General features: G+C 72.3%; 22 protein-coding genes and 1 pseudogene. 11 read left to right on the forward strand and 12 right to left on the reverse strand.

Annotated elements, in window-relative coordinates; all coding sequences use genetic code 11:
- Positions 1–290 precede the first annotated feature (290 nt).
- Positions 291–1,301: a cation diffusion facilitator family transporter gene (locus ACZ7L7_RS28250; protein ID WP_285515029.1), complete on the reverse strand. Its 1,011-nt coding sequence runs from the start codon at positions 1,299–1,301 to the stop codon at positions 291–293.
- A 63-nt stretch (positions 1,302–1,364) separates the two neighbouring features.
- On the opposite strand from ACZ7L7_RS28250, the gene ACZ7L7_RS28255 reads away from it, so the two are divergent.
- Positions 1,365–1,724 (forward strand): ArsR/SmtB family transcription factor, encoded by a 360-nt coding sequence (locus ACZ7L7_RS28255; protein WP_285515028.1) that lies wholly within the window; start codon positions 1,365–1,367, stop codon positions 1,722–1,724.
- Positions 1,725–1,789: 65 nt separating this feature from the next.
- On the opposite strand, the gene ACZ7L7_RS28260 is transcribed toward ACZ7L7_RS28255, so the two are convergent.
- Positions 1,790–3,004: a 4-hydroxybenzoate 3-monooxygenase gene (locus ACZ7L7_RS28260; protein WP_472077583.1), complete on the reverse strand. Its 1,215-nt coding sequence runs from the start codon at positions 3,002–3,004 to the stop codon at positions 1,790–1,792.
- A gap of 58 nt (positions 3,005–3,062) precedes the next feature.
- Entirely contained in the window at positions 3,063–3,470 is a 408-nt protein-coding gene (locus tag ACZ7L7_RS28265; RefSeq protein ID WP_471431872.1) for a CoA-binding protein, read from the reverse strand.
- 141 nt (positions 3,471–3,611) lie between these two features.
- On the opposite strand from ACZ7L7_RS28265, the gene ACZ7L7_RS28270 reads away from it, so the two are divergent.
- From ACZ7L7_RS28270 to ACZ7L7_RS28290, 5 genes are all read left to right on the forward strand, one after another.
- On the forward strand, positions 3,612–4,328 hold the full coding sequence (locus ACZ7L7_RS28270; protein ID WP_471431871.1) for a hypothetical protein: 717 nt from the start codon (positions 3,612–3,614) through the stop codon (positions 4,326–4,328).
- Positions 4,325–4,867 (forward strand): SixA phosphatase family protein, encoded by a 543-nt coding sequence (locus tag ACZ7L7_RS28275; RefSeq protein WP_285515024.1) that lies wholly within the window; start codon positions 4,325–4,327, stop codon positions 4,865–4,867. The genes ACZ7L7_RS28270 and ACZ7L7_RS28275 overlap by 4 nt, the downstream gene beginning before the upstream one ends.
- Before the next feature lie 24 nt (positions 4,868–4,891).
- On the forward strand, positions 4,892–5,518 hold the full coding sequence (locus ACZ7L7_RS28280; protein ID WP_472077584.1) for a YigZ family protein: 627 nt from the start codon (positions 4,892–4,894) through the stop codon (positions 5,516–5,518).
- A gap of 122 nt (positions 5,519–5,640) precedes the next feature.
- Positions 5,641–6,804, forward strand: coding sequence for an exonuclease SbcCD subunit D (locus ACZ7L7_RS28285; protein WP_472077585.1), 1,164 nt, complete (start codon positions 5,641–5,643; stop codon positions 6,802–6,804).
- Positions 6,801–9,794 (forward strand): AAA family ATPase, encoded by a 2,994-nt coding sequence (locus ACZ7L7_RS28290; RefSeq protein ID WP_472077586.1) that lies wholly within the window; start codon positions 6,801–6,803, stop codon positions 9,792–9,794. Before ACZ7L7_RS28285 ends, ACZ7L7_RS28290 begins: the two co-directional genes overlap by 4 nt.
- A 118-nt stretch (positions 9,795–9,912) precedes the next feature.
- Here ACZ7L7_RS28290 and ACZ7L7_RS28295 read toward each other — a convergent pair whose 3' ends face one another.
- Positions 9,913–10,368: an Lrp/AsnC family transcriptional regulator gene (locus ACZ7L7_RS28295; protein ID WP_285515020.1), complete on the reverse strand. Its 456-nt coding sequence runs from the start codon at positions 10,366–10,368 to the stop codon at positions 9,913–9,915.
- A 127-nt stretch (positions 10,369–10,495) separates the two neighbouring features.
- On the opposite strand from ACZ7L7_RS28295, the gene ACZ7L7_RS28300 reads away from it, so the two are divergent.
- Together ACZ7L7_RS28300 and ACZ7L7_RS28305 are read left to right on the forward strand one after the other, a co-directional pair.
- Entirely contained in the window at positions 10,496–10,972 is a 477-nt protein-coding gene (locus tag ACZ7L7_RS28300; protein WP_472077587.1) for a rhodanese-like domain-containing protein, read from the forward strand.
- Between the two features lie 173 nt (positions 10,973–11,145).
- Positions 11,146–11,289: pseudogene (locus ACZ7L7_RS28305) on the forward strand (SDR family oxidoreductase); the annotation flags it as partial.
- A 24-nt stretch (positions 11,290–11,313) separates the two neighbouring features.
- Here ACZ7L7_RS28305 and ACZ7L7_RS28310 read toward each other — a convergent pair.
- Together ACZ7L7_RS28310 and ACZ7L7_RS28315 are read right to left on the reverse strand one after the other, a co-directional pair.
- Complete coding sequence (locus ACZ7L7_RS28310; RefSeq protein WP_285515017.1) at positions 11,314–13,002, reverse strand: DUF885 domain-containing protein; 1,689 nt, start codon at positions 13,000–13,002, stop codon at positions 11,314–11,316.
- A gap of 32 nt (positions 13,003–13,034) precedes the next feature.
- The gene (locus ACZ7L7_RS28315) at positions 13,035–13,526 is read right to left on the reverse strand and encodes an Lrp/AsnC family transcriptional regulator (protein WP_285515016.1); all 492 of its coding nucleotides are present in this window, start codon (positions 13,524–13,526) and stop codon (positions 13,035–13,037) included.
- Positions 13,527–13,586: 60 nt separating this feature from the next.
- Between ACZ7L7_RS28315 and ACZ7L7_RS28320 the strand changes: the two genes are divergently transcribed.
- On the forward strand, positions 13,587–14,771 hold the full coding sequence (locus ACZ7L7_RS28320; protein ID WP_285515015.1) for a trans-sulfuration enzyme family protein: 1,185 nt from the start codon (positions 13,587–13,589) through the stop codon (positions 14,769–14,771).
- Here ACZ7L7_RS28320 and ACZ7L7_RS28325 read toward each other — a convergent pair.
- From ACZ7L7_RS28325 to ACZ7L7_RS28350, 6 genes are all read right to left on the reverse strand, one after another.
- Entirely contained in the window at positions 14,768–16,684 is a 1,917-nt protein-coding gene (locus ACZ7L7_RS28325; protein ID WP_285515014.1) for a DUF2264 domain-containing protein, read from the reverse strand. The genes ACZ7L7_RS28320 and ACZ7L7_RS28325 overlap by 4 nt on opposite strands.
- Positions 16,685–17,080: 396 nt before the next feature.
- Complete coding sequence (locus tag ACZ7L7_RS28330; RefSeq protein ID WP_471431861.1) at positions 17,081–18,082, reverse strand: LacI family DNA-binding transcriptional regulator; 1,002 nt, start codon at positions 18,080–18,082, stop codon at positions 17,081–17,083.
- Positions 18,083–18,176: 94 nt separating this feature from the next.
- A complete protein-coding gene (locus ACZ7L7_RS28335; protein ID WP_285515012.1) occupies positions 18,177–19,541 on the reverse strand; it encodes a GH1 family beta-glucosidase in 1,365 nt (454 codons plus the stop codon).
- The gene (locus ACZ7L7_RS28340; protein ID WP_471592828.1) at positions 19,538–20,362 is read right to left on the reverse strand and encodes a carbohydrate ABC transporter permease; all 825 of its coding nucleotides are present in this window, start codon (positions 20,360–20,362) and stop codon (positions 19,538–19,540) included. The genes ACZ7L7_RS28335 and ACZ7L7_RS28340 overlap by 4 nt, the downstream gene beginning before the upstream one ends.
- A 2-nt stretch (positions 20,363–20,364) precedes the next feature.
- Positions 20,365–21,330 carry a carbohydrate ABC transporter permease gene (locus ACZ7L7_RS28345; protein ID WP_285515010.1) on the reverse strand — a complete coding sequence of 322 codons (966 nt, stop codon included), beginning with the start codon at positions 21,328–21,330 and terminating at the stop codon, positions 20,365–20,367.
- Between the two features lie 122 nt (positions 21,331–21,452).
- Positions 21,453–22,733 (reverse strand): ABC transporter substrate-binding protein, encoded by a 1,281-nt coding sequence (locus ACZ7L7_RS28350; protein WP_453603869.1) that lies wholly within the window; start codon positions 22,731–22,733, stop codon positions 21,453–21,455.
- A 307-nt stretch (positions 22,734–23,040) separates the two neighbouring features.
- Here ACZ7L7_RS28350 and ACZ7L7_RS28355 point away from each other — a divergent pair, with 307 nt between their 5' ends.
- Positions 23,041–25,260: a glycoside hydrolase family 9 protein gene (locus tag ACZ7L7_RS28355; protein WP_472077588.1), complete on the forward strand. Its 2,220-nt coding sequence runs from the start codon at positions 23,041–23,043 to the stop codon at positions 25,258–25,260.
- 191 nt (positions 25,261–25,451) lie between these two features.
- On the forward strand, positions 25,452–26,408 hold the full coding sequence (locus tag ACZ7L7_RS28360) for a glycoside hydrolase family 6 protein (RefSeq protein ID WP_472077589.1): 957 nt from the start codon (positions 25,452–25,454) through the stop codon (positions 26,406–26,408).
- Positions 26,409–26,427 lie beyond the last annotated feature (19 nt).

The raw sequence follows: 26,427 nt of genomic DNA on the forward strand, positions 1-26,427 counted from the left end.
GGTCGCGGGTGGCGTCGGCGGTGTTGTGCGGGTTGGCCTGTGTGGCGTTGCTGTGTGGCGGGGTGCGCCTGTCGTGGGCAGGTGCCTCGTGTCCGGCGGCTGCGCCGGGTGCCGGGGCGCGGTAGGCCGCTGGTGCCGGTCGCGGTCGGCGTCGGCGGTGTTGTGCGGGTTGGCCTGTGTGGCGTTGCTGTGTGGCGGGGTGCGCCCGTCGTGGGCAGGCACCCCGTTCCCGGCGGGTGCAGGCCGCTGGTGCCGTTGCGGTCGGTGTCCGTGGCGCGGGGTGGCCCGCGTCACGTCGCCATGTGGTGGGCCAATGCCTCGTGCGGGTCCGCCTCGCCGGGGGCCGGGGCCGGGTCCGCGTGGACCAGGGCCGCGGTGAGGCGGGGGACCGCGTGGAGCAGGGCGTGTTCGGCGGCCACGGCCACCGCGTGGGCCCGGCGCACCGTCGTATCGCCGTCCACCACCACCGCCACCTCCGCGCGCAGGCGGTGGCCGATCCAGCGCAGGCGCAGTTCGCCCACGCCGCGTACCCCGGGCACCGCCAGCAGCGCCTGTTCGGCCCGGTCCACCAGGGCCGGGTCCACGGCGTCCAGGACCCGGCGGAACACCTCGCGTGCCGCGTCCCGCAGGACCAGGAGGATCGCCGCGGTGATCGCCAGCCCCACGACCGGGTCGGCGAGTTCCCAGCCGAGTGCCGCGCCGCCCGCGCCCAGCAGGACGGCCAGGGACGTGAAGCCGTCGGTGCGGGCGTGCAGTCCGTCGGCGACCAGCGCGGCCGAGCCGATCTCCCGGCCGATCCTGATCCGGTAGCGGGCCACCCACTCGTTGCCCGCGAAACCCACCAGCGCGGCCACCGCCACCGCCGGCACGTGCTCCACCGGGCGCGGGTCCAGGAGGCGGTCCACCGCCACCCAGCCCGCAAGGACCGCCGAGACCGCGATGGTCAGGACGATCACCAGTCCCGCCAGGTCCTCCGCGCGTCCGTAGCCGTAGGTGAAGCGCCGGTTCGCCGCTCGGCGGCCGAGGACGAAGGCGATGCCGAGGGGGACGGCGGTCAGCGCGTCGGCGGTGTTGTGCGCCGTGTCCCCGAGCAGCGCCACCGAGCCGGACACGACCACGACGACCGCCTGCAGGAGCGCGGTCGCGCCGAGCACCGCCAGCGAGACCCACAGCGCGCGCATGCCCCGGGCCGAGGACTCCAGGGCCGGGTCGACCTTGTCGGCGGTGTCGTGGGAGTGGGGTTTGAGGAGATGGGAGAGGCGATGGCCGAGTGAGGGGCGGTGGTGGTGCGGGTGGCTCACGGGTCCGGTCCCCCTTTCGGTGGCGAGGTGGACTTACCCCGCCCACGGAGCCATTATGTGCGTATGAGCGCACGCATGCACCTATCAGCTGCACATGATGCGCACCCGCGCACCCCCGGCGACGAACAGTTCGCCCTCGCCGCCGAACTCCTCGCGCTCCTCGGCGACCGCACCCGGCTCACCCTGCTGCACGCGCTGACCGGGCAGGAGGCGGACGTCAGCACGCTCACGGAGGTGTGCGGGGCGGCCCGGCCCGCGGTCAGCCAGCACCTGGCGCGGCTGCGGCTGGCCGGGCTGGTCAGTACGCGGAAGGAGGGCCGCCGGGTGATCTACTCCCTGCGCGACGGGCATCTGCGGCGGCTGCTGGACGAGGCGCTGAACGTGGCCGACCACCGGCTCAGCGACCGGCCCCCGCACGACTGACGGGCACGCACCGGACGAGGTTCGACCCGCTCTCCGGACGTGCGACGCGACCCTGTGGACTCGACCTACGCCCTGCCCAGGTACGACTCCGCGAAGGCCCGCGCCGCCGCGGGGGAGGTGAACAGGCGGTGCAGCCGGGCCCGCGTCGTGCCCGCGCGGTGCGGATCGCCCGAGGAGACGCCGTGGTACACCTCCGACAGCCACTGCGAGAACTCCTGGTAGTCCCAGACCCGGGTCAGCGAGGTCTCCGAGTAGCTGTCCAGACCGGTGGAGTCGCCCTTGGTGAGGAACGCGACGAGGGCATCGCCGAGCAGGAAGGCGTCGTGCAGGGCCAGGTTCATGCCCTTGGCCGCGATCGGCGCGGTGAGATGGGCGGCGTCACCGGCGAGGAAGAGCCGCCCGTAGGACATGGGTTCCACCACGTAACTGTGCATGTCCAGCACACGCTTCTCGATCAGCCGCCCCTCGGTCAGCCGGGGCGCGCCGGCCGCGCCGAGCCGTTCCTGGAGCTCCGCCCAGACCCTGTCCTGCGACCAGTTCTCCGGGTCGTCGCCGGGCGGGCACTCCAGGTAGTACCGGGTGACCTCGGGGCTGCGCGCCATGTGCCCGGCGAATCCGCGCGGGTGCATACCGAACACCACGCAGTCGTTGGACGGCGGCGCCTCGGCCAGCAGCGCCAGCCAGCCGATGCCGCAGTCGAACCGCGAGATCCGGACGTATCCGGGCGGCAGCGCGGCCCGGGACACCCCGCGCGCCCCGTCGCAGCCCGCGACGACATCGGCGCGCACCACCTGCCGCAGTCCCGACTCGGGGTCGGTGTACGACACCGAGGGCCGGTCGGAGTCCAGGCCGTGCAGCTCCACGTCCCGCACCCCGAACCGGATCGCGCCGCCCCGCACATCCGCGTACTCCCGCACCAGGTCCGTCACCAGGAACTGCTGCGGATAGATGAAGTGGTGCCGACCCGTCAGCGACGCGTACTCGAAGCGGTGGCGCTGCCCGGCGAAACGGAACTCGCACTCGTTGTGCACCTGGCCGCGCGCCAGGAGGTTCTCCGCGAGGCCGCGCTGTTCGAGCCCGCGCACGGCCCACTCCTCCAGGACTCCCGCGCGGGGCCGCTGCTCGATGAACGCGCGGCTCTCGGTCTCCAGGACCAGACAGTCGACGGACGCCGCCCGCAGGATGTTGCCGAGGGTGAGCCCGGCCGGTCCGGCGCCGACGATCACCACCGGAAAGCGTTGCGGGGCAAGGGAGTTGTGGTGGGGGGAGGTCGAAGTCACCCGAGCATTATGAGACGTTCGGCCCGCACGGGAACCCCGCCGAACACGCCGTAGTGCGTCACCGCAGCAGCGGTATCTCGATCGCCGGGCAGCGGTCCATCACCATGTCGAGGCCCGCGGCCTTGGTCCTCTCGTAGGCCTCCTCGTCGATCACGCCGAGCTGGAACCACACCCCCTTGGCACCCTTGGCCACGGCCTCGTCGGCCACCTGGCCCGCCAGGTCGCTGTTGACGAAGACATCGACGACGTCCACGTCGAAGGGAATGTCCGCGAGGGAGGCGTAACCCTTCTCGCCGTGCACCGTCTCGGCCTTCGGGTGCACCGGGACCACACGCTTGCCGTAGCGCTGGAGCACCCGGGCCACGCCGTACGCCGCGCGCCGCTGGTTCGACGACAGTCCGACCACCGCCCAGGTGTCCCCGAGCTCGGTGAGGATCTTGCGGATCGTCGCTTCGTCGCCGTACACCGGGCCTCCTCGACCTCATGACTCGCCTCTGCTCCCCACAACGGCCGGGAGCCGGCGGAGATTCCCGTAACCGGCGCGCCCGACTGTCCGGAAACCGCGCCGTGTGCTGCGCTCCGGCCCTCACCCGCCTAGGCTCGGGGAGTGCTGCGCATCACCGACGCCCGGACGGGCAAGCTCGTGGACGCCGCGCCCGCCCGGCGCGGGCTGACCCGCGTCGAGGCCCACGCGCCCGCCTTCGACACCGGCGCCCTGCGCGTACTGCTCCACACCGATCTCCTCGTCCGCGCCCTGGAACTGGGCGGCACACCCGTCTGGGCCGTCCTGCGCGGCGAGCGCGACCGGCCCGAGCTGCGCGCCGGGGCCGCCGCCCTCGGCATCCGCCCCCTGGAGGAGGGCGGCGAGGAGCTCGGCGCGGTACAGGTCATCCATGTCGTGACCGAGGGCGGGTCCGCGCCGGACGGCGTCCGGGTCGCCGTCGCCCCTGTGCACACCGAGTCGCCGGCGCCCCTGTCCGGCGCCGACCCCGTCGCCCTGCGCCTGGCCCTGCTCACCCCGCGCCGGGACACTCTGGTCCGGCTCGACACGGACGCCCTCACCGAGGCCCACGACACCCTGGTCCGCCTGCGCCGCGAGGTCGCCGCCTGGGCCCGGCACCCCTCCCGGCCCATCCCCGACGACCTGCGCGCGGAACTGCGCGAGGCCTGGGAGGACGACCTGGACGTACCGCGGGTACTGCGCCTGCTGGAGCGGGTGGAGCAGGCGTCCGGCGTGCCGGACGGCGCCCGCTTCGAGACCTGCGCCTACGCCGACCGGCTGCTCGGCCTCGAACTCACCCGCGACCTGGGATCCCCGGAGTGATCGCCCGCGCGGGGACGGGCCCGCAGCGCCGCCTGGTCGTGCTGCGGCACGCCAAGTCCGCCTGGCCCGAAGGGGTCGCCGACCACCGCCGCCCGCTCGCCCCGCGCGGGCGGCGCGACGCACCGGCGGCCGGACGCGCGCTCGCCGAGGCCGACCTGTTGCCCGACCTCGCGCTGTGCTCCACCGCCGTACGCGCCCGCCAGACCTGGGAGCTGGCCTCCGCCGAATGGGGCAGCCCACCCCCCGTGCGCTACCTCCCGCAGCTCTACGCGGCCTCGGTCGCCGACCTGCTCGACGCCGTGCACGGGACCTCCTCCGAGGTGGAGAACCTGCTGCTGATCGGACACAACCCCGGGCTCGAAGAACTGGTGGTCCACCTCGCCGGGGACGCCCTCGACGACGCCCTCGACCGGCTCAGGGAGAAGTTCCCCACCGCCGCGGTCGCCGTCCTCACCTGGCGCGGTACCGCCTGGAAACACCTCGCCCCCGGCGCCGCGCTGCTCACCTGGTTCACCGTGCCCCGGGGCAGGAAGCGCTGACCGGGCCTGGCATAGGCTGGCGGAATGCAGGACGAGTACCGCACAGTGGCCCGCGCGGGCGTGCACGAGACCGAAGTGAACCGCTCCCGTTTCCTGTGCAGCCTCGCCCCGGCGGCCACCGAGCAGGAGGCCCAGGACTTCATCGCCGCCGTCCGCAAGGAGCACGCGGACGCCACCCACAACTGCTGGGCCTACGTCATCGGCGCGGACGCCTCGATCCAGAAGGCCAGCGACGACGGCGAACCCGGCGGCACCGCCGGAGTCCCCATGCTCCAGATGCTGCTGCGCCGCGACGTGCGCTACGTCGTCGCCGTCGTCACCCGGTACTTCGGCGGCGTCAAGCTCGGCGCGGGCGGCCTCATCCGCGCGTACGGCGGAGCCGTCGGCGAGGCCCTCGACAACCAGGGCACCATCACCCGCCGACGCTTCCGCCTGGCCACCGTCACCGTCGACCACCAGCGCGCCGGGAAGATCCAGAACGATCTGCGCGCCACCGGACGCGAGGTGCGCGACGTGCACTACGGCGAGGCCGTCACCATCGAGATCGGGCTCCCCGACGCCGACGTCGAGGCCTTCCGCGACTGGCTCGCCGACGCCACGGCCGGGACCGCCGAACTCACCCTGGGCGGGGAGGCGTACGGCGACGCCTGACGCGAAGCCAGCCAACTCCCTGCTTATTGGTGCATAACGGGCGATCCTCGATGTGGTCATGCCGGGTCGATACGGGAGTAACCACCCGTGATGTCAGACCCGGCCGTTAGTCTTCGGGGATCATGAGGCTCCTGCACACTTCCGACTGGCATCTGGGCCGGGCGTTCCACCGCGTGAACATGCTCGACGCCCAGGCCGAGTTCATCGGCCACCTCGTCACGACCGTGCGCGAGCGTGAGGTGGAGGCCGTGGTCGTGGCGGGAGACGTGTACGACCGGGCGGTGCCGCCGCTCGCCGCCGTCGAACTCTTCGACGACGCCCTGCACCGGCTCGCCGACCTCGGCGTGCCCACCGTGATGATCTCCGGCAACCACGACTCCGCGCGGAGGCTCGGCGTCGGCGCCGGGCTGATCGACCGCGCGGGCATCCATCTGCGCACCGAGCCCTCGGCGTGCAGCACCCCGGTCGTGCTGGCCGACGCCCACGGCGACGTGGCCTTCTACGGGCTGCCGTATCTCGAACCGGCCCTGGTGAAGGACGAGTTCGGGGTGGAGAAGGCCGGGCACGAGGCGGTGCTGGCGGCGGCCATGGAGCGGGTGCGCGCCGACCTCGCCGCCCGTGCGCCGGGGACCCGTTCCGTCGTCCTCGCCCACGCCTTCGTCACCGGCGGCGAGGCCAGCGACAGTGAGCGGGACATCACCGTCGGCGGGGTCGCCTCGGTGCCGGCCGGGGTCTTCGACGGCGTCGACTACGTGGCCCTCGGGCATCTGCACGGCAGCCAGACGATCACCGACCGGGTGCGCTACTCGGGCTCCCCGCTGCCGTACTCCTTCTCCGAGGCCGACCACCGCAAGAGCATGTGGCTGGTCGACCTCGACGCCCACGGCGCCGTCACCGCCGAGCGCGTCGACTGCCCCGTCCCGCGCCCGCTCGCCCGCATCCGCGGCCCACTGGAGGACCTGCTCGCCGACCCCGACCTCGCCCGGCACCAGGAGTCCTGGGTCGAGGCCACCCTCACCGACCCGGTGCGCCCCGCCGAACCCATGGCCCGCCTCACCGAGCGCTTCCCGCACACCCTCAGCCTGGTCTTCGACCCCGACCGGGCCCCCGACGACCCGGACGTCTCCTACGCCCGCCGACTGGCCGGGCGCGACGACCAGCAGATCGCCGAGGACTTCGTCGCCCATGTACGCGGCGCCGGACCGGACGAGGACGAGCGGAGCGTCCTGCGGGACGCCTTCGACGCGGTCCGCGCGGACGCGGCGGTACGGGAGGTGGCCCGGTGAGGCTGCACCGACTCGACATCACCGCCTTCGGCCCCTTCGGCGGCGCCCAGAGCGTCGACTTCGACGAACTGTCCGCGGCCGGACTGTTCCTGCTGCACGGACCCACCGGCGCCGGCAAGACCTCCGTCCTCGACGCCGTCTGCTACGCCCTGTACGGCGCGGTGCCCGGCGCCCGCCAGAGCGGCCAGGGCTTGGCGCTGCGCAGCGACCACGCCGACCCCCGCACGCGCACCGAGGTCCGGCTTGAACTCACCGTCGCCGGACGGCGGCTGGAGATCACCCGGCAGCCGCCCTGGGAGCGGGCCAAGCTGCGCGGCTCCGGCACCACGGTGGACAAGGCGCAGAGCTGGCTGCGCGAGTACGACGCCGGCACCGGTGCCTGGAAGGACCTCAGCCGCTCCCATCAGGAGATCGGCGAGGAGATCACCCAGCTGATCGGGATGAGCCGGGAGCAGTTCTGCCAGGTCGTCCTGTTGCCCCAGGGCGACTTCGCGCGCTTCCTGCGCGCCGACGCCGAGGCGCGCGGGCGGCTGCTGGGACGGCTCTTCGACACCCAGCGCTTCGCCGAGGTGGAGAAGCGGCTCGCCGAGCGGCGCCGCGCGGCCGAGGCCGAGGTGCGCGACGGTGACGCGGCCCTGCTCGCCGACGCCCACCGGATGCAGCAGGCCGCGGGCGGCGCCATGGAGCTGCCCGAGCTGACACCCGGCGAGCCCGGTGTCGCCGAGGCCGTCCTGAGCGCCGCCGCCGTCGCCCGCAGCACCCTGCGCGAGGAACTGACCGTCGCCCAGTGCCGCCTCGCCGCCGCCGAGTCCGGCCAGGCCGCCGCCGAGCGTGCCCTGGCCGACGTACGCGAAACCGCCCGCCTGCAGCGCCGGTTCGCCGACGCGCGCGAGCGGGCGGCGCTGCTCCAGGAACGGGCGGACACCCACCGGGAGGCGCAGGCGCGCATGGAGCGGGCCCGCAAGGCCGAGGCGGTGGCCCCCGCCCTCGAGCTGCGGGACGCCGCCGACGCCGAGCACCGGCGGGCCTCCTCCGCCCGGGCACGCGCGCTGGCGCTGCTGCCGGACACCTACGCCGACGCCGGTGCCGCCGGACTCGCCGCCGCCGCGCGCCGGGCCGCCGAGGAACTGGGCGGCCTGGAGTCGGCCCGCCGCGCCGAACAGAGGCTGGCCGAACTCGCCGAGGAGCGCGACGTACTGGACCGCCAGGAGCGCGCCGACGAGGAGATCCTGCAGGAGGCCGAGGCCTGGCTCGGCGGCTGGGAAACCACCCGCGCGGAGCTGCAGCGGCGGATCGACAGCGCCCAGGAGGCCGCCACCCGCGCCGAGCAGCTCTCGGTGCGGCGGGAACCCGCGGAACGGCGGCTCAAGGCGGCCCGGACACGGGACCGGCTGACCGAGGAGCTGGCCTCGGCCGCCGACCAGGTCCGCCGCGCGATGGAAGAGACGCTCGCGGCCAAGGAGCACTGGCTGGAGGTCAAGGAGCGCCGTCTCAACGGCATCGCGGCCGAACTGGCCGCCCAGTTGACCGCCGGCGAGCCGTGCGCGGTGTGCGGCGCCACCGAGCATCCGGCGCCCGCGCGCAAGGACGCCGGGCACGTCGGCCGGGAGGCCGAGGAACGGGCACACACCGCCTTCCAGCGGGCGGAGGCCCGCCAGGCCGAGCAGGAACGCGGTCTTGGCGCCGTACGCGAGGCGCTGGCCGCCGCCACCGCCGAGGCCGGAGACACGCCCACCGCGCAACTGGCCGACGAAATGGCCGAGTTGGAGCGGCAGTTCGCCGAGGCCCGCCGGGACGCCTCCGTGCTGCACTCCGCGCGCGAGGAGTTGCGCCGAGCCGAGCAGGAGCACGAGCGGCGCGCCACAGCCCGTAGACGGGCTGAGGTTTCCGTCGCCGAACGGGTCGGCCACCGCGAGCGTCTTGAGCAGGAACGGGCCGCTCTGGAAGGGGAGTTGGCCGAGGCGCGCGGCGCACTGGAGAGTGTGGCCGCCCGTGCCGCCCAGCTGGAGCGCCAGGTGGCGCTGCTCAGCGACGCCGCCGACAGCGCCCGCGCCGCCGAGGACAGCGCGCGGCGGCTCAAGGACGCCGACGCGCGGCTGGCCGACGCCGCCTTCCGCGCCGGGTTCGAGACCCCGCGGGCCGCCGCCGACGCCCTGCTCGACGACGCCGAGCACCGGGAACTCCAACGGCGCCTGGACGCCTGGCAGTCCGAGGAGGCGGCCGTACGCGCCATGCTCGCCGAGGCCGACGCGGCGGCCGCCGCCCAGCTTCCGCCCGCCGACCCGGAAGCGGCGGAACAGGCCGCCGCCGAGGCGGGCCGGCGCCTGCGCGACGCCGCCTCCGCGCGGGACGCCGCCGCCCGGCGCTGCGCCGAACTCGACCGCCTGTCCGCCCGCGCGGCGCAGGGCGTACGGCGGATCGCCCCGCTGCGCACCCAGTACGACCGCGTGGCCCGGCTGGCGGCCCTGACCGCCGGCACCTCCGCGGAGAACGAGCGCAAGATGCGCCTGGAGTCCTACGTCCTCGCCGCCCGCCTGGAACAGGTCGCCGCCGCCGCGACCGTGCGGCTGCGGCGGATGTCCTCAGGCCGGTACACGCTGGTCCATTCCGACGACCGTGCCGGGCGGGGGCGCAGTGGGCTCGGGCTGCATGTGGTGGACGCGTGGACCGGGCGGGAGCGGGATACCGCCACGCTGTCCGGTGGGGAGACCTTCTTCGCCTCGCTCGCGTTGGCGCTGGGGCTCGCGGATGTCGTGACCGACGAGGCGGGTGGGGTGCGGCTGGACACGCTCTTCATCGACGAGGGGTTCGGGAGTCTTGATGATCAGACACTCGACGAGGTGCTTGATGTGCTGGACTCGCTGCGGGAGCGGGACCGGAGTGTGGGGATCGTGAGTCATGTCGCCGATCTGCGGCGGCGGATTCATGCGCAGTTGGAGGTGGTGAAGGGGCGGTCGGGGTCGGTGGTGCGGCAGCGGGGGGTTGGGTGAAGCGGTTGTTCGCCCCCGCCGCCCCTTCCCATTCCCGTCCCTGGGGACTTCGCCCCCAGACCCCCCATCGGCCCTGGACGGGCCTCGTCCTCAAACGCCGGACAGGCTGAGACGGCCCTTACGGGCCGGACTGGCCCAGTGGGCGGTGCGGTAGGGGGGACGAGTACACGACCGACGTCGTGACCGAACCCAGGGCTCCGATCTTGCCCGAGACCTCTTCCAGGTGGCGCATCGAGCGGGCGGCGACCTTGATGACGAAGCAGTCGTCGCCGGTGACGTGGTGGGCCTCAAGGATCTCCGGGGTCACGGCCACCAGGTCGTGGAACGGCTTGTAGTTGCCGTTCGGGTAGCGCAGGCGGACGAAGGCCAGGATCGGCATGCCGAGCCGTTCCGGGGAGACCACCGCCGCATAGCCCTGGATCACCCCCGCCTCCTCCAGCCGCCGCACCCGTTCGGTCACCGCGCTCGGGGACATCGAGACGGCGCGGGCCAGCTCGGCGAAGCTGGCGCGGCCCTCGCGCTGGAGGACGTCGAGTATGCGCCAGTCCGTGGCGTCCGGGGAAAACGTGGTCATGCGCAGAGCTAACCGGGGATTCACCGGCCGATCAAGGGGGGTGCCGGGGATCTCCCCTTCAGGGAGTTGATCTTCGCAACGTAGATTTCCGGACAGAAGGAGACACCGACCGGAGAGAGGGTGGATCATGACCGCCACCACCGCCAACCCCGTCCTGCGCGTGGCCCCCGCGGACCCCGCGACGGCCGCCGCCTACTTCCGCGCCAGCCTGGCCTTCCACGCGGACGTCGCCGATGTCGCCGCCGCGCTCACCGGCGAGGGCGAGCCCGGGTTCGTCGTGGTGGACTCCCGCTCCACCGCTGCCTGGGACCAGGGCCATCTCCCCGGCGCGGTCCACCTGCCCACCGCGCTCATCCCCGAGCAGGCCGAACGGCTCCTGGACAAGAGCGTGCCGGTCGTCACCTACTGCTGGGGCCCCGGCTGCAACGGCGCCACCCGCGCCGCCCTGGCCCTCGCCGAACTCGGCTACCAGGTCAAGGAGATGCTCGGCGGCTTCGAGTACTGGGCGCGGGAAGGCTTCGTCTACGAGACCTGGGAGGGCCCCGCCCGCCGCGCCGCCGACCCGCTGACCGCGCCGATCGACAGCGACGACTGCGGCTGCTGACAACCACCGTTCGCTCTTGGCGAGTCAGGTGTCCGGGACACCGAACTCCCTTGCCGGACAGGCGTGTAGGTTGGCGCGCCACGGCGCGAGACAGAGTGCGATGGGTGGAGTCGGGCGGCGGGCCGCTCAGAGCGGTCCCGGAGACGGTGCCGCCGTTCGGGGCGGGCGCCGACGGCGACGCGGTCGCCGCGCGGTTCCTCGCCGGACGCTGGGGGATGCCCGACGACCCGGCCCGTCTCATCGCCTGGCTGGCGACGGACGAGGCCGGGTGGATCACCGGTCAGGTCATCGACTCCGAGGGCGGGTTCCGGCGCTGACCGCGGCGGGGACAGCTCGCGGACCTACAGCTGGGACAGCTCGTCGACCAGGTCGTCCAGGCCCAGGGAGCCCTGTGAGAGGGCCGCCATGTGCCAGGCCTTGAGGTCGAACGCGTCGCCGTGCCGCTCGCGCGCCCGGTCCCGGCCCAACAGCCAGGCCCGCTCGCCCAGCTTGTAGCCGATGGCCTGGCCGGGGATCGTCAGATACCGGGTCAGCTCGCTCGACACGAAGTCCCGCGGACGGCTGCTGTGCGCGCCGAAGAACTCCTCGGCCAGCTCGGGCGTCCAGCGCTCACCGGGATGGAAGGGCGAGTCCGCCGGGATCTCCAGCTCCAGGTGCATGCCGATGTCCACGATGACGCGGGCCGCGCGCATCATCTGCGCGTCCAGGTAGCCGAGGCGCTCCTCCGCGTCCTTCAGGAAGCCCAGCTCGTCCATCAGCCGCTCCGCGTACAGCGCCCAGCCCTCGCAGTTGGCGCTGACATGGCCGACGGTCGCCTGGTAGCGGGACAGGTTGTCTTTGACGTACACCCACTGCGCGAGCTGCAGGTGATGGCCGGGGACGCCCTCGTGGTACCAGGTGGAGACCAGGTCGTAGACCGGGAAGCGGGTCAGTCCCATGGTCGGCAGCCAGGTGCGGCCGGGACGGGAGAAGTCCTCGGAGGGGCTGGTGTAGTAGGGGGCCGCCGCGCCGCCGGGCGGCGCGATCCGCGACTCCACCTTGCGCACCTGCTCGGCGAGTTCGAAGTGGGTGCCGTCCAGCGCCTCGATCGCCTCGTCCATCAGGCCCTGCAGCCAGGCCTGGACCTCGTCGACGCCCTCGATCGCCCTGCCGTGCTCGTCGAGGTGGGCCAGCGCCACCCACGGGGTCTCGGCTCCGGGCAGGACCTTCTCCGCCTCCTGCCGCATCTCGCCGAGCAGCCGGTGGAACTCCGACCAGCCGTACGCGTACGCCTCGTCCAGGTCCAGGTCGGCGCCGTTGAAGTAGCGGACCAGCCGGGCGTAGCGCTCCCGGCCCACCGTGTTCGGGGCGCCCTCGACAGCCGGGGCGTACACGTCCCGCATCCAGATTCGCAGCTCCACCACGGCCGCGGTGGCGGTACGGGCCGCCTTGTCCAGCTCGCCCCGCAGCGGCTCCGGGCCCGCCGAGGCGAAGTCCTCGAACCAGCCCCGGCCCTCCCCGGTGTCCGCCCACTCGCCGAGCTGCTCCAGGAAGACGGCCGTGGGACGCGGTCCCGCGTACAGCTTGCGTTCGAGGCCGAGCGCGAGGGACTCGCGGTAGCCGGCCAGCGCCCCGGGCACCGCGCGCAGCCGCTCGGCGATGGCCGCCCAGTCCTCCTCGGTCTCGGCCGGTGTGAGGGTGAAGACCTCGCGCACGGAGTGGGCGGGTGTGCCCAGGTTGCCGACCGCGCGCAGGCCCTCGTCGGCCTCGTGCACGGCGAGTTCGGCGGTCAGCCGCTCGCGCAGCAGCCGGGCACACCGGCGCTCGATCGCGCTGTCCGCGCCGGGCCGCCGCTCGGCCTCGTCGAGCTGGGCCAGCGTCGCCCGCGCCAGGTCCGCGAGCGCCTCCTGGCCCGCGGGGGAGAGGTCGGGCAGTCTGCTCGAACTCTCCTTGTTGCCGAGGTAGGTACCGGTGACGGGATCGAGGGCGATGAGCTCGTCGACATAGGCGTCGGCGACCTCACGGGGCAGCGGGCTCTTCGTCTCTGACATGGCGACCATCCTCGTACGACGGCCTTTGGACGTCACCCGGATTGAGCCGTGGGCGAAGGCGGCAGCAGGGGCCCGCAGTCCCACTTCTGGAAGATCAGCCGGGTCTCGACGCGCGCCACTTCCCGGTGCGCCGTGAACTCGTCCAGCACCAGGCGCTGCAGATCCGTCATGTCCTTGACCGCGACATGCACCAGATAGTCGTCCGGGCCGGTGAGGTGGAAGACGGTCAGCGACTCCGGCAGCGCCCTGATCCGCTCCACGAACGGCCCCACCAGCTCCCGCCGATGCGGTCTGACCTGCACCGACAGCAGCGCCTGCAGACCGCGCCCGAGCTTCGCCGGATCCAGCCGCAACTGATGGCCGAGAATCACCCCGGCCCGCCGCAGCCGGGTCACCCGGTCCAGGCAGGTCGACGGCGCGACCCCGACCTGAGCGGCGAGATCCCGGTAGGTCATCCGGGCGTCGTTCTGCAACAGCCGCAGCAGATGGAGATCCACCGGATCCAGTACGACAGTTTCGGCCACTGGCCGAACGTAGCACGGTGTTCGACGCCTGAGGCCCGGTCGGCGTTCACTCTTCCGCGCATGGAGACCCCTGTGCGATCGAGAGCCCTGGCAACCGAAGCCGTGCACGCCGGCCGCGAAGACCTCGCCGCCCTCGGCCTGCACGCCGCGCCGATCGACCTGTCCACGACCTACCCCTCCCACGACAGCCGCGCCGAGGCCGCCCGGATCGACGCCTTCGCCGAGACCGGCGCCGAGCCGACCCTGGACGGACCCCCGATCTACGGTCGGCTCGGCAACCCCACCGTCGCCCGCTTCGAGACCGCCCTCGCCCGCCTTGAGGGCACCGAGTCGGCCGTCGCCTTCGCCAGTGGCATGGCGGCGCTGAGCGCGGTCCTGCTGGCCCGCTCCGCGACGGGCCTGCGCCACGTCGTCGCCGTCCGCCCCCTGTACGGGTGCAGCGACCACCTGCTCACCGCCGGACTGCTCGGCACCGAGGTGACCTGGACCGATCCGGCCGGGATCGAGGATGCCCTGCGCCCCGACACCGGTCTGGTGATGGTGGAGTCCCCGGCCAACCCGACCCTGGCCGAGATCGACCTGCGCGCGGTCGCCCACGCCTGCGGCTCGGTGCCGCTCCTGGTCGACAACACCTTCGCCACCCCCGTCCTCCAGCGGCCCGCCGAACAGGGCGCGCGGCTGGTGCTGCACAGCGCCACCAAGTACCTCGGCGGCCACGGCGACGTGCTCGCGGGCGTCGTGGCCTGCGACGAGGAGCTGGCCGGACGGCTGCGCCAGATCCGGTTCGCCACCGGCGGCGTTCTGCACCCGCTCGCCGGGTACCTCCTGCTGCGGGGTCTGTCGACCCTGCCGGTACGGGTCCGCGCGGCGTCGGCGACCGCCGCCGAACTGACGCGGCGGCTGGCCGCCGACCCGCGCGTGACCCGCGTCCACTACCCGAGCATCGGCGGTGCGATGGTCGCCTTCGAGGTGGCCGGCGACCCGCACGAGGTCATCTCCTCGGTCCGCCTGATCACCCCGGCGGTCAGCCTCGGCAGCGTCGACACCCTCATCCAGCACCCGGCGTCCATCAGCCACCGCATCGTGGAGGCGGGGGACCGGCGCAACGCCGGGGTCAGCGACCGGCTGCTGCGGATGTCGGTCGGCCTGGAGGACGTCGAGGACCTGTGGGCGGACCTGGACGCGGCGCTCGGCGAAGCGGGTACCGCCGTGCGTGGCGAACCCGCCGCGGTGGGCCGGGTCTAGTCCGGCCTCCCGGACCACGTCACCTGGATGCTCGGCGTGAACGCGACGCGGGTCACCGTGTCGTCGTACCAGGTCACGTGGAGTTCATCGGCGGCGGTCGTCACTTCGGTGACGGCCGCCGCCGCGCGTACGGCGGGTGGTTCGGCAGTGAGGGTGGCGACGGCCGCGTAGACGCGGGTGCCGCTCGCCTCGCCGCTCAGGCGCGGCATGGTCGCCCACACGGTGTACGCGGTGCCCTGCGGTGCGCGGACCGTGTCCTGACGGTCCCAGCCGAGGAGCGGGTGCAGCTCCGATACCGGGGTGCCGTCCGGTCCGGTGGCCCAGCCGGTCTGTTCCGCACGGGCGTTGGGCGGACCGCCGAGGACCCGGTGGACCCGCAGTTCGTACGGGCCGCGTACGACGGTGACGCTCTCCACGCGCAGTCCGGGCACGAGCGGCGGGCCGTCGGGGAAGACGGGCAGATGACGGGAGGCGGCCCAGCCCCAGGTGCCCTCCCCTCCCGCTCCCAGCGGACGGATGCGGCGGCGGACGCTGCGCCCGGTTCCGCCGTCCAGAACGAGGGCCAGGTGGTTGTCACCCGCGTTGTCGCGCGATGTGGGGCCGGTGTGGGTCGAGTAGGCGAAGCGGGCGTACAAGGGGTCCTCGGCGGCGGCCGACTCCCCTTCCTCGGGGCGGACGTGATCGCTGCCGTGATTGTGCAGGCGGACGATGCCGTCGGATGCCGTGCCGTGGATCAGCAGACCGGGACCGGCCAGGGCGCGCACCTGGTCGCGCTCCTGTACGGGCAGGGGTGCCTCCCGGGCCGTCCACAGGGGGTGGTCCTCGTCGGCGAGCAGTGCCACGAACGCCTTCGACGCCCAGTACGGGGAGGCGGGGCCCGAGTAGGGCTGCACGGTGGGGGCGTGCGGGCCGTGCCAGCCCAGGGTCAGCAGGCCCCGGGAGTCCACGGCGCCACGGTCGAGGAAGTACCTCAGGCACGCGCTCGTGAGGTGGCGTGAGGCGCCCGGCGCCAGCGGCGTGTGGCCGGTCACGGCGCCGAGGGCGACGGCGGAGGCGGTGGCGAAGCGGTACGCGAGGGACCGGCCGAAGTGGACCGGCGCGCCGTCGGCGGCGAAGAGCAGGGCGAGGCTCTCCAGGTGGGCGCGCAGGCGGGGGCCGTAGGTGTTCAGGAGTTCGGTGTCCTGGGTCAGGTGCGCCTGGAGCATCGGGTACAGGTGCAGGGCCCAGCCGTTGTAGTGGTCGTAGGCGCGGCCGTCGCCGTCGGAGTACCAGCCCTCGCCCTGGTACCAGCCCTCCAGCAGCTCCAGTCCGCGCGCGCGGGCGCGTTCGGTCTCCTTGTCGCCCCGGCCGACCGCCTCCAGGAAGGAGGCGACGGTGAAGGGGAACAGGTACCAGTTGTTGGGGGAGGGGGTGTGGCGCAGCGCGTCGCGCAGCCAGCGCTCGGCGCTGTCCTGGACCTCCGGGTCCAAGTGGTCCCAGAGCCAGGGGCGGGTCAGCTGCAGTCCGAGTGCCACGGACGCGGACTCGACCATGGGCTGGCCCTGGATGTGAATGTCGCGGATGAGCGGCCAGGACTCCTCGTCGTCGCGTCCGGGCGTCCGGGTGCCGACGGCCAGCCCGTCCGCGTACCGGCGCAGCCAGCCGTGCGGGTCGGCGCCGTCGGCCCCGGCGACGCGGAAGGCGGCGGCCAGGAACGTCCGCGCGTATCCCTCCAGCCCGTCGGACCGGGTGCCCGACGCCGAAGGGCGTCCCGGCAGGTCGAGCAGGGCACCGCCCGGAGTGGCCCAGTGCCAGGCGGCGGCCAGCAGCCCGTCGGCCACGACCTGCCAGTGCGCGCGGGTGAAGCCGGTGTACGGGCTGAGTGCCGGGTCGGGGTCGGGCGGTATCAGGGCATGCCGGAGGGACGGTGCCATGGACTCTCCGTGGGGGTCGGAAGGGGTGTGGGCCGCGGGGCGGGGACCGGGTAGGCCGGGCGCGGCCCCTTTGGGCCGGGGTGGACCGGACGGGCCCGGCTCGGTCCCCCTGCGGACAGGACCCACCCGGCCCGCACGGACCGGGCGGGGCCGGCGTGGCTCGGTGGGACCGTACGAGCCGGGTTCGGCGCGGATGGACGGCGAGTCCGGCCTGCGTGAGTGGACCGGGAGGTCGGCCTCCGGACCGGGCGGGGCCGGCGTGGCTCGGTGGGACCGTACGAGCCGGGTTCGGCGCGGATGGACGACGAGCCCGGCCGACACGGGTGGACCGGGAGCCCGGCCCCGGACCGGGCGCGCGCGGCGTGGCCGACGGGGACCGGCCGAGCCCGCCACCGCTCAGGCCGATTCCCTGATCACCAAGTGGGTCGGGAGGATCAGCGGCGTGGGCTTCTCGTCGTTGATGAGGCGCAGGAGCATGCGGGTCATCTCGCGGCCGAGGGCCTCGATGGGCTGGCGGACCGTGGTCAGGGCGGGATGCGTGTGCTGGGCGGTCACGATGTCGTTGAAGCCGACCACGGCGACGTCCTCCGGCACCCGGCGACCGCGCTCGCGCAGCACGCGCAGGGCCGAGGCCGCCATCGCGTCCGAGGCGACGAACACCGCGTCCAGATCCGGATGTTCGTCGAGCAGCCGCTCCATCGCCGCGGCCCCGCCCGCCTCGCTGAAGTCCGCGTGCACCACCCGGTGGGCCGGGAGGCCGGCCAGCGCCAGCGCCTCACGGAACCCCAGGTACCGGGAGACACCGACGTGCATGTCCTGCGGACCGGTGATGGTGGCGATGGCCCGGCGGCCGCTGGCGATGAGGTATTCCGCGGCCTCCCGGGCGCCGCCCCGGTTGTCGGCGTCGACATAGTGCTGCGGCGCCCGCTCCAGCGGCCGTCCGCCGTAGACGACCGGGATGCCGCCGCCCTCGGCGACCTTGGCCAGGGGGTCGTTCTCCCGCAGGGCCAGCAGCATCACCCCGTCCGCGCCACGGGACTGCAGGATGCGGGTGAGGCGGTCACGGCCGCGCTCGGTGGCGGCCATGACCAGCAGGAGCTCCAGGTCGGACTCCTCGATGACGGCGTTCACCCCCGCGATCACCTCGGCGAAGAACTGGTTCGCGAACAGCGCCGGATCGTCGCTGGAGATCGCCAGGACGACCGCGCCGCGCCGCTGGGTGGCCAGGGAACGGGCGGCGGCGCTGGGGACGTAGCCAAGTTCGTCGATCGCGGTACGGACCGCTTCCAGGGCCTTCTTGCTGACGTGCGGGTGGTTGTTGAGCACCCGGGACACCGTCCCGCGTGACACACCGGCACGCTCGGCCACCTCGTCGAGCGTGGGCTGCCGACTGCTCATCTCTTACCGCCCTCGATCCCCTGATTCACGAAACCACCTGCACTGTTAGCGCTCCCAACATAGCGGGACCGCACCTGCCGCCGTACACCGTCGCTCACCCCGCCCCGCCACGGGCGTCGCGAATGAGACGCGCGTACCAGTGGGCGCTCTCCTTCAAAGTGCGCTCCTGGGTGGCATAGTCGACGTGGACCAGCCCGAAGCGGTGACGGTAGCCGAAGGACCACTCGAAGTTGTCCAGCAGCGACCAGACGAAGTAGCCGCGCAGGTCTACACCGGCCGCCAGGGCGCGGGCGCAGGCCCCGATGTGGCTGTCGAGGTAGGAGACACGTGTGGTGTCCCGCAGCCCCTCGTCGACGGCGGCGCCGTTCTCGGTGACGTACAGCGGCAGCGACGGATGCTCGGTGTGCAGGCGGGTCAGCAGCGTGAGCAGTCCGTCCGCGTCGATCTCCCAGCCCATCGCGGTCTTGGGGCGCCCGCCGTCGACCGTCCGCACGTACGGCGAGCCCGGGTAGGCGTGGCTCTGGGCGGTGTCGGACGCCGCCACCAGCATGGGCGAGTAGTAGTTGACGCCCAGGAAGTCCAGCGGGGTGGAGATCGCGGCCAGGTCGCCGTCGCGTACGTAGTCCCGCTCGCCCAGCGCGCGTGTGTCGTCCAGGACGTCCTCCGGGTAGGCGCCGCGCAGGAGTGGGTCGAGGAAGAGGCGGTTCTGCATGCCGTCGATGCGCCGGGCCGCGTCCACGTCCTCGATCCGGGTGCTGAGGGCGCGTACGTCGGTGAGGTTCAGGGTGATGCCGGCCTGCGCCTCCGGCATGGTCTGGAGCGCGAGACCGTGCCCGAGCAGCAGGTGGTGGACGGCTCGCAGCGCGGACGCCGGTTCGCGTCGGCCGGGGGCGTGGCGGCCGGTGGCGTAGCCGAGGAAGGCCGAGCACCACGGCTCGTTGAGGGTGGTCCAGTTCCCGATCCGGTCGCTGAGCGCGTCATGGACGGCACAGGCGTAGTCGGCGAAGCGCAGGGCGGTGTCGCGTACGGGCCAGCCGCCGGCGTCCTCCAGCGGCTGCGGCAGGTCCCAGTGGTACAGCGTCGGCCACGGTTCGATGCCGTGCTCCAGCAGCGTGTCCGTGAGTCTGCGGTAGAAGTCCAGTCCGCGCTGGTTGACCGGGCCCGTGCCGTCCGGCTGGATGCGGGGCCAGGCGATCGAGAACCGGTAGGCGCCCAGGCCCATCCCGGCCATCAGGGCGACGTCGTCGCGGTAGCGGTGGTAGTGGTCGGTGGCGACGGCGCCGGAGTCGCCGCCGTCCACGGCGCCCGGGGTCGCCGAGAAGGTGTCCCAGATGGAGGGGCCGCGCCCGTCCTCGGTGACGGCGCCCTCGATCTGGTAGCTGGAGGTGGCCGCGCCCCACACGAAGTGCTCGGGGAACAACCGGGTCTGGGACAGGCCGGGCTCGGTGGCGGTGCTCACGCCTTCACGGCTCCTTCCATGATGCCGCCGATGATCTGGCGGCCGGAGATGACGAAGACCACGAGCAGCGGCAGGGTCGCGACCAGGGCTCCGGAGAACATCAGGGTGTAGTCGGTGTAGTAGCCGGTGGACAGCTGGTTGAGGGCGAACTGGACGGTGGGGTTGTCCTGTTCGAGGACCGCGAGCGGCCAGAGGAACTCGTTCCACGCGCCCATGAACGTGAACAGCGCGAGCACGCCGGCGCCGGGGCGCAGCGCGGGCAGGACGACCGTCCAGTAGATGCGGAAGGTGGAGCAGCCGTCCACGCGGGCGGCCTCGATGAGTTCGTCGGGCACGGCACGCTCGGCGTACTGGCGCATCAGGAAGACGCCGAAGGCGGAGACCAGGAACGGCACGATGACGGCCTGGAGCTGGTTGGTCCAGCCGAACTCCACCATGATCATGTACAGCGGGATGATGCCCATCTGCACCGGGACCATCATCGTGCCCAGGATCGCGATGAGCAGGAAGTTCTTGCCCCGGAAGCGCAGTTTGGCGAAGGCGAACCCGGCCAGGGTGCTGAAGAACACCACCGAGACGGTGATGGTCAGCGAGGCGATCGCGGAGTTCACCATGCCCTTGAGGAAGTGGGCGTTCTCGGCCTCGAAGAGCCGGTTCATGTTGTCGAACAGGTTGCTGCCCGGCACCAGCGGCGGCGGCCAGTCACCGACCACGTCGTTGGAGCGGCTGGCGACGACGAACAGCCAGTACAGCGGGAAGGCGGACAGTGCGATGGCGGCCAGCAGGGTCACATGGACCAGGGGTGAGGAGGACTTGCGCACGGTCACTTCATCCTTCGCACGAGCAGGTAGTTGACGACCGTCAGCAGCAGGATGATGAGGAACATCATCCAGGCGACGGCGGAGCCGTATCCGTAGTCGAAGTTCTTGAACGCCTTCTCGAACATGAACATCGACATGGTCTGGAACTGCCGCAGGCTGCCGCCGGTGATCGCGTCGCCGCCCTGGCCGAAGATGAGGGGCTCGGTGAACAGTTGCAGGCCGTGGATGGTGGAGGAGATCACCGTGAAGATCACCGCCGGGCGGATCATCGGGACGGTGATGCTCCACAGCTGCCGACGCCGGCTCGCGCCGTCCAGGTCCGCCGCCTCGTACAGCTCGCGCGGGATGGACTGCATGGCGGCGAGGTAGATCAGCGCGTTGTAGCCGGTCCACCGCCAGTCGACCATCACCGAAATGGCAAGCCACGACGACCACTTGTCGGCGCGCCAGTCCACCGGGCCGATGCCCAGCAGGTCCAGCAGACCGTTCACCATGCCGGCGTCGCGGTCGAAGATCTGGCTGAAGACGATGCCCACCGCGGCGACCGAGGTGACGATCGGCAGCAGGATGCCCAGCCGCAGCAGCGTCATGTGGCGCAGCTTCTGGTTGAGCAGATTCGCGATGACCAGTGCCATCAGCAGCTGGGGCACGGTGGCCAGGACGAGCATGCCCAGCGTGTTGACGGTGGCGTTCCAGAAGTCGGGGTCGTTGAAGAGGTCCGCGTAGTTGTCGAGCCCGACGAAGTCCCCCTTGCCGCCCATCTGCCAGTCGTGCAGGGAGACCCAGGCGGTATAGCCGAGCGGGTACAGGCCGAAGACGGCGAACAGCACGAAGAAGGGGGCGATGAAGAGGTAGGGCGAGCCGTTCCTGTCCAGCCGGGACAGCAGGCGTGCGCGGTTCTTCTCGGGTGGCGGGTCGGCGTGCGCCTCGTCGCGGACCGAGGGGCGCGGCCGGAGTTGGGTGGCCAAGGTGGTTCCTTCGGAGGTCGAGGGGCCGGGCGCGGCGGCGGGGGCTGTACGCGTGAGCCGGTCAGGAGAGCCACTGCGGTACGGCCTGGGTGGGAGAGCCGCCGCACCCGGCGGCACAGGGGTTATCGAACGAGGCGCTCGGCGTCCGCGACCGCCTTGTCCCATGCCTTGTCGGGCGAGAGCTTGCCCTGCTCCACGGCGGTCAGCGCGGCGACCACGGCGTCGTTGATCGCGATGTTCTGCGGTCCGAGGTAGACCGGCTTGAGCGCCTTGACGCTCTCACCGAAGATCTTGCCGACCGGGGCGTCGGAGAAGTACGGCGCGCTGTACTCCTTCACCTCGGGGCTGTCGATGGCCTTGAGCGCGGAGGGGAAGTTGCCCTTCGCCTTGAACGCGGTGGTCTGCCCCTTGGCGCTGGTCAGGAACTTCACCAGGTCCGCGGCCTCTTCGGGATGGTCGCTCTGCTGGGGAACGGCCAGGAAGGAACCGCCGCGCACCGCGCCGTTGCCGGGAACCTTCGCCACGTCCCACTTGCCGGCGTTCTCCTCGCCGGACTGCTGCTCGATCATGCCGAGCATCCAGGACGGGCAGGGAATCGTGGCGAACGTGCCCTTCTTGAAGCCCGCGTTCCACTGAGGGCTCCACGGCGTGATGTTGCCCGACAGGCCCGCGTCGACCAGCTCGGTGGTCTTGTCCCACGCGGCCTTGACCGCCGGGTTGGAGTCGATGACCAGCTCGTTGTCGGTGTCGTAGTAGGTGTGGTCGCCCTGCTGCATCAGGATGTTCTGGTAGACGCTGCCGGCCGAGTCGAAGAAGTGGGCGCCGGTCTTGGCCCGGGTGAACTTCTTGCCGGTGGCCAGGTAGTCGTCCCAGGTCGGCCACAGGGCGCCGACCTCGTCCCGGTCGGTGGGCAGCCCGGCCTTCTCGAACAGGTCGGTGCGGTAGCACATGCCCTGGGCGCCGACGTCCGTGCCCAGGCCGACCAGGTGCTTGCCGTCCTGGGTCAGCGCCTGGTCCCACTTCCAGTCCAGGTACTCGCCCTTCAGCGACCCGGCGCCGTGATCCAGCAGGTTGACGAACTGATCGGGTGTCGTCATGTACTGGCTGAGGTTGCCCTCCTCTATCGCCACGATGTCGCCGGCCCCGCTCCCGGTGGCGATCCATTGCTGCAGCTTGGGCGCGTAGTCGCCGAGCTTGGCGATGTTCTCTTCCTTGATCTCGATGTTCGGGTGCGCGGCCTCGTACTCCTTGTAGAGGTCCTCGTAGCCGAACTGGGCGAACGTCTTGATCACCAGCGTGGTCTTCCCGGACGCGCTGTCGCCGTCGTCGCCCCCGCAGGCCGCCACTGCGGTCAGCGACGCCGCGGCCGTCAACGCCGCCAAGGTTCGCGTGAGTCGTCTCATTGCACGGTTCCTCTCCTCGCGCCAGGCGATTGCCGGGAGCGGTAACAGTCCGATGGGGAAGGGTTTTCAAGCACGGGACCACCATGCACCTGGGGTGACGCCACAGCTGCAGCCGGTGTTGGCGTTCGCTTCTGTGCAGAGACTGGAAGCGGTAACAGCGAGGAGATTAGGTCATCGTCCAGGCGCTGGGAAGGGTGTCGTCGAATTATTTCGACGTGTACGACCCGTTGACACGCTCCTCGCGGGGCCCCCACGATCGGCCACTGACGCCACAGCAGGCCGGGTCGAAACGGAACAAGGACCCGGAATGTCACTCAGAACAAGGCTCTGCGCTGTCGGCCTGCCCGCCGTCCTCGTCGTGGGACTGGTCGCGGCCGAGGCACCCGCCGAGACCACCGCCTACGAGCGGATCCTCAACGGCACGTTCAGCAGCGGAAAATCCCCGTGGTGGAGCAGCGGAAGCACCCCGTCACGGGTGGTGGACGGCAGACTGTGCGCCGATGTCCCGGCCGGCACCACCAATGTGTGGGACTCGATGATCGCCCAGGACAACATCCCCCTGGAGGCGGACCAGACCTACACCCTGCGCTTCACCGCGTCGGCCACCGTCGACACCGGCGTCCGTGCGGTGCTGCAACTGGGGCTGCCCCCGCGCACGACCACGTTCAACAAGACGATCAACCTCACCTCCACCCCGCAGACCTTCACCGTCTCGGGCCTGTCGAAGGCCTCCGACCTGCACGGACAGCTCTCCTTCCAGCAGGGCGGCGCCGCGAAGCCGTTCACCCTGTGCCTCGACGACATCTCGCTCACCGGTGGGGTCCTGCCGCCGGGCGGCGGCCGTGACTTCGGCTCCCCGGTGCGGGTCAACCAGTACGGCTACGAGACCTCCGGCCCCAAGAAGGCATCCATCGCCGACCCCTCGACCGGGCCGGTGCCGTGGCGGCTGGTCGACTCCTCCGGCACCGTCGTACGCCAGGGTCGTACCAAGGTCGTCGGTGACGACCCGGGCTCGGGCGACCATGTGCACATCGCCGACTTCAGCTCGTACCAGAAGACTGGGAGCGGTTACAGTCTGCTGGTGGGCGACCGTTCCAGCGCGCCCTTCGACATCTCGGCCAACCCCTACGCCGCCCTGCGCACCGACGCCCTCTCCTACTTCTACCCGGCCCGCAGCGGCATCGAGATCGAGGCCGCCCACGCCGGAGAGGCCTACGCCCGCCCGGCCGGACACCTCGGCGTCGCACCGAACAAGGGCGACACCGACGTCCCCTGCCAGCCCGGCACCTGCGACTACTCGCTGGACGTCCGGGGCGGCTGGTACGACGCGGGCGACCACGGAAAGTACGTGGTCAACGGCGCCCTCGCGGCCTGGCAGCTGATGGACACCTATGAGCGCGCCCGCGACCGGCACGACCGAGCGGCCGTGGGCGACGGGCTGCTGAACATCCCCGAGAACGACAACGGCGTGCCCGACGTGCTCGACGAGGCCCGCTGGGAGACCGAGTTCCTGCTCCGGATGCAGGTCCCCGAGGGGCAGCCGCTGGCCGGCATGGCCCACCACAAGATCCACGACGCCGCGTGGACGGCCCTGCCCACCCTGCCCCACCAGGACGCCCAGCCCCGCTACCTGCACGCGCCGAGCACTGCCGCGACCCTGAACCTCGCCGCCGCGGCCGCACAGAGCGCCCGGGTGTGGAAGCCCTACGACAAGGCCTTCGCCGCCCGCTGCCTGAGCGCGGCCAAGGCCGCGTGGCGGGCAGCCCTCGCCCACCCCGACCGCTACGCCCCGGACAGCGACGAGATCGGCGGCGGCGCCTACGACGACACCCGTGTCACGGACGAGTTCTCCTGGGCGGCCGCCGAGCTGTACGCCACCACCGGCGACCGCGCATACCTGCGGCACATCGACGCGGAGCTGACCCGCACCGGGTTCTCCTGGCGGGACACCGAGGGCCTCACCGATCTGACCGTCGTCCGGCTGCCCCACCGCTTCCCCGGCCGCATGGTGCGCGAGGCCCGCGAACGCGTGATCTCCGTCGCCGACACCTTCCTGCGGGACCAGAAGTCCCAGGGCTACCCGAACCCCTACCTCCCGGCGGACGGCAAGTACGTCTGGGGCTCCAACAGCGCCTCCGCCAACAACGCCCTGGTCCTCGCCACCGCGTACGACCTCACCCACCGGCCCGCCTACCGCGACGCGGTGCTGGAAACCCTGGACTATCTGCTCGGCCGCAACGCCCTCGACCAGTCCTTCGTCACCGGCTACGGCGAGCGGGCCAGCCACAACCAGCACAGTCGCTGGTGGGCCCACCAGCTCAACCCCGCACTGCCCAACCCGCCGGCCGGATCCCTCGCGGGCGGCCCCAACTCCGCCCTCCAGGACCCCGTCGCCCAGCAGAACCTGGTCGGCTGCAAGCCCGCGACCTGCTACATCGACGACATCTTCGCGTTCTCGACCAACGAGGTAGCGGTGAACTGGAACTCCGCCCTCGCCTGGGTGGCCACCTTCGCCGCCGCCCGCTGAGCCGTCCGGCGACCGCGCGCACCGACCGCATCGACCGCACCGGCGCATCCACCGCACCGGGCGGCCGGTGCCGCCCCGCCGGCGAACCGCACCACCGCCGCAGGTACCCACCCGCGCAGGACGAGCCCGGGTGGGCACCCCGAGCCTGGGCCCCGCGGCAGCCCACCCCACGAAGGGAGCGGAATCGCCCCATGAAAACGCTGCACCGAGTCGCGGCAGGCCTCGCCTGTCTCGCAGCCGTCCCCGTCTGGACCCTGACCTCCGCCGACTCCGCGTCGGCGGCCGACCCGACCACCCTCACCAGCGGCTTCTACGTCAACCCGAACTCCAGCCCGGCCGCCTGGGTGGCCGCCCACCCCTCGGACTCACGCGCGGGCTCGATCCAGTCGAACATCGCCTCCCGGCCCATCGCCCGCTGGTTCGGCACCGGCTCCACCGGCAGCTCCGTCGCCAGCTACATCGGTCAGGCCGACAGCCATGACAAACTCCCCGTCGTCGTCGCGTACAACCTCCCGGGCCGGGACGCCTGCGGAGGGGAGTCCGGGGGCGGCGCGGGCAGTGTCGCCGAGTACAAGACGTGGATCTCCACCTTCGCCGCGGCCATCGCCGACCGGCCCGCCGTGGTCGTCATCGAACCCGACGCCCTCGGCGACTTCGGCTGCATGTCCCAGACGAAGATCAATGAGCGCCTGGACATGCTCACCTACGCGACCCGCATGTTCCAACAGAAGGCCCCGAACACCTGGGCCTATCTCGACGGCGGCAACGCGGGCTGGACCTCGGCCGCCACCATGGCCGACCGGCTGGCCGCTGCGGGCGTGGCCAACGTCCGCGGATTCTCCGTCAACGTGTCCAACTACTACTCCACCAGCGCCTCGCTGACCTATGCCAACGCCGTCAAGGCCGACCTCGGCGGCGGCGCCCGCTTCGTCATCGACACCAGCCGCAACGGCAACGGCTCCAACGGCGAGTGGTGCAACCCGCCCGGCCGCAAACTCGGCACACCACCGCAGACCGGGGGCGGCGCCGACATGCTGCTCTGGGTCAAGACGCCCGGCAACAGCGACGGCAAGTGCGGTATCGCGCCGACCGTGGCGGCGGGCGTCTTCAGCCCCGACATAGCCGTGCGCCTGATCAACGGAACGTGATCAGGCGCACGGACGGATT

The sequence above is a fragment of the Streptomyces sp. NPDC110618 genome, from assembly GCF_055657065.1.

What these genes read in the sequence shown, in the direction of transcription:
- ACZ7L7_RS28255 (WP_285515028.1), top strand. Translation starts at nt 1,365, where the DNA reads ATGAGCGCACGCATGCACCTATCAGCTGCACATGATGCGCACCCGCGC.
- ACZ7L7_RS28280 (WP_472077584.1), top strand. Translation starts at nt 4,892, where the DNA reads ATGCAGGACGAGTACCGCACAGTGGCCCGCGCGGGCGTGCACGAGACC.
- ACZ7L7_RS28285 (WP_472077585.1), top strand. Translation starts at nt 5,641, where the DNA reads ATGAGGCTCCTGCACACTTCCGACTGGCATCTGGGCCGGGCGTTCCAC.
- ACZ7L7_RS28295 (WP_285515020.1), bottom strand. Translation starts at nt 10,368, where the DNA reads ATGACCACGTTTTCCCCGGACGCCACGGACTGGCGCATACTCGACGTC.
- ACZ7L7_RS28300 (WP_472077587.1), top strand. Translation starts at nt 10,496, where the DNA reads ATGACCGCCACCACCGCCAACCCCGTCCTGCGCGTGGCCCCCGCGGAC.
- ACZ7L7_RS28310 (WP_285515017.1), bottom strand. Translation starts at nt 13,002, where the DNA reads ATGTCAGAGACGAAGAGCCCGCTGCCCCGTGAGGTCGCCGACGCCTAT.
- ACZ7L7_RS28320 (WP_285515015.1), top strand. Translation starts at nt 13,587, where the DNA reads ATGGAGACCCCTGTGCGATCGAGAGCCCTGGCAACCGAAGCCGTGCAC.
- ACZ7L7_RS28325 (WP_285515014.1), bottom strand. Translation starts at nt 16,684, where the DNA reads ATGGCACCGTCCCTCCGGCATGCCCTGATACCGCCCGACCCCGACCCG.
- ACZ7L7_RS28330 (WP_471431861.1), bottom strand. Translation starts at nt 18,082, where the DNA reads ATGAGCAGTCGGCAGCCCACGCTCGACGAGGTGGCCGAGCGTGCCGGT.
- ACZ7L7_RS28350 (WP_453603869.1), bottom strand. Translation starts at nt 22,733, where the DNA reads ATGAGACGACTCACGCGAACCTTGGCGGCGTTGACGGCCGCGGCGTCG.
- ACZ7L7_RS28355 (WP_472077588.1), top strand. Translation starts at nt 23,041, where the DNA reads ATGTCACTCAGAACAAGGCTCTGCGCTGTCGGCCTGCCCGCCGTCCTC.
- ACZ7L7_RS28360 (WP_472077589.1), top strand. Translation starts at nt 25,452, where the DNA reads ATGAAAACGCTGCACCGAGTCGCGGCAGGCCTCGCCTGTCTCGCAGCC.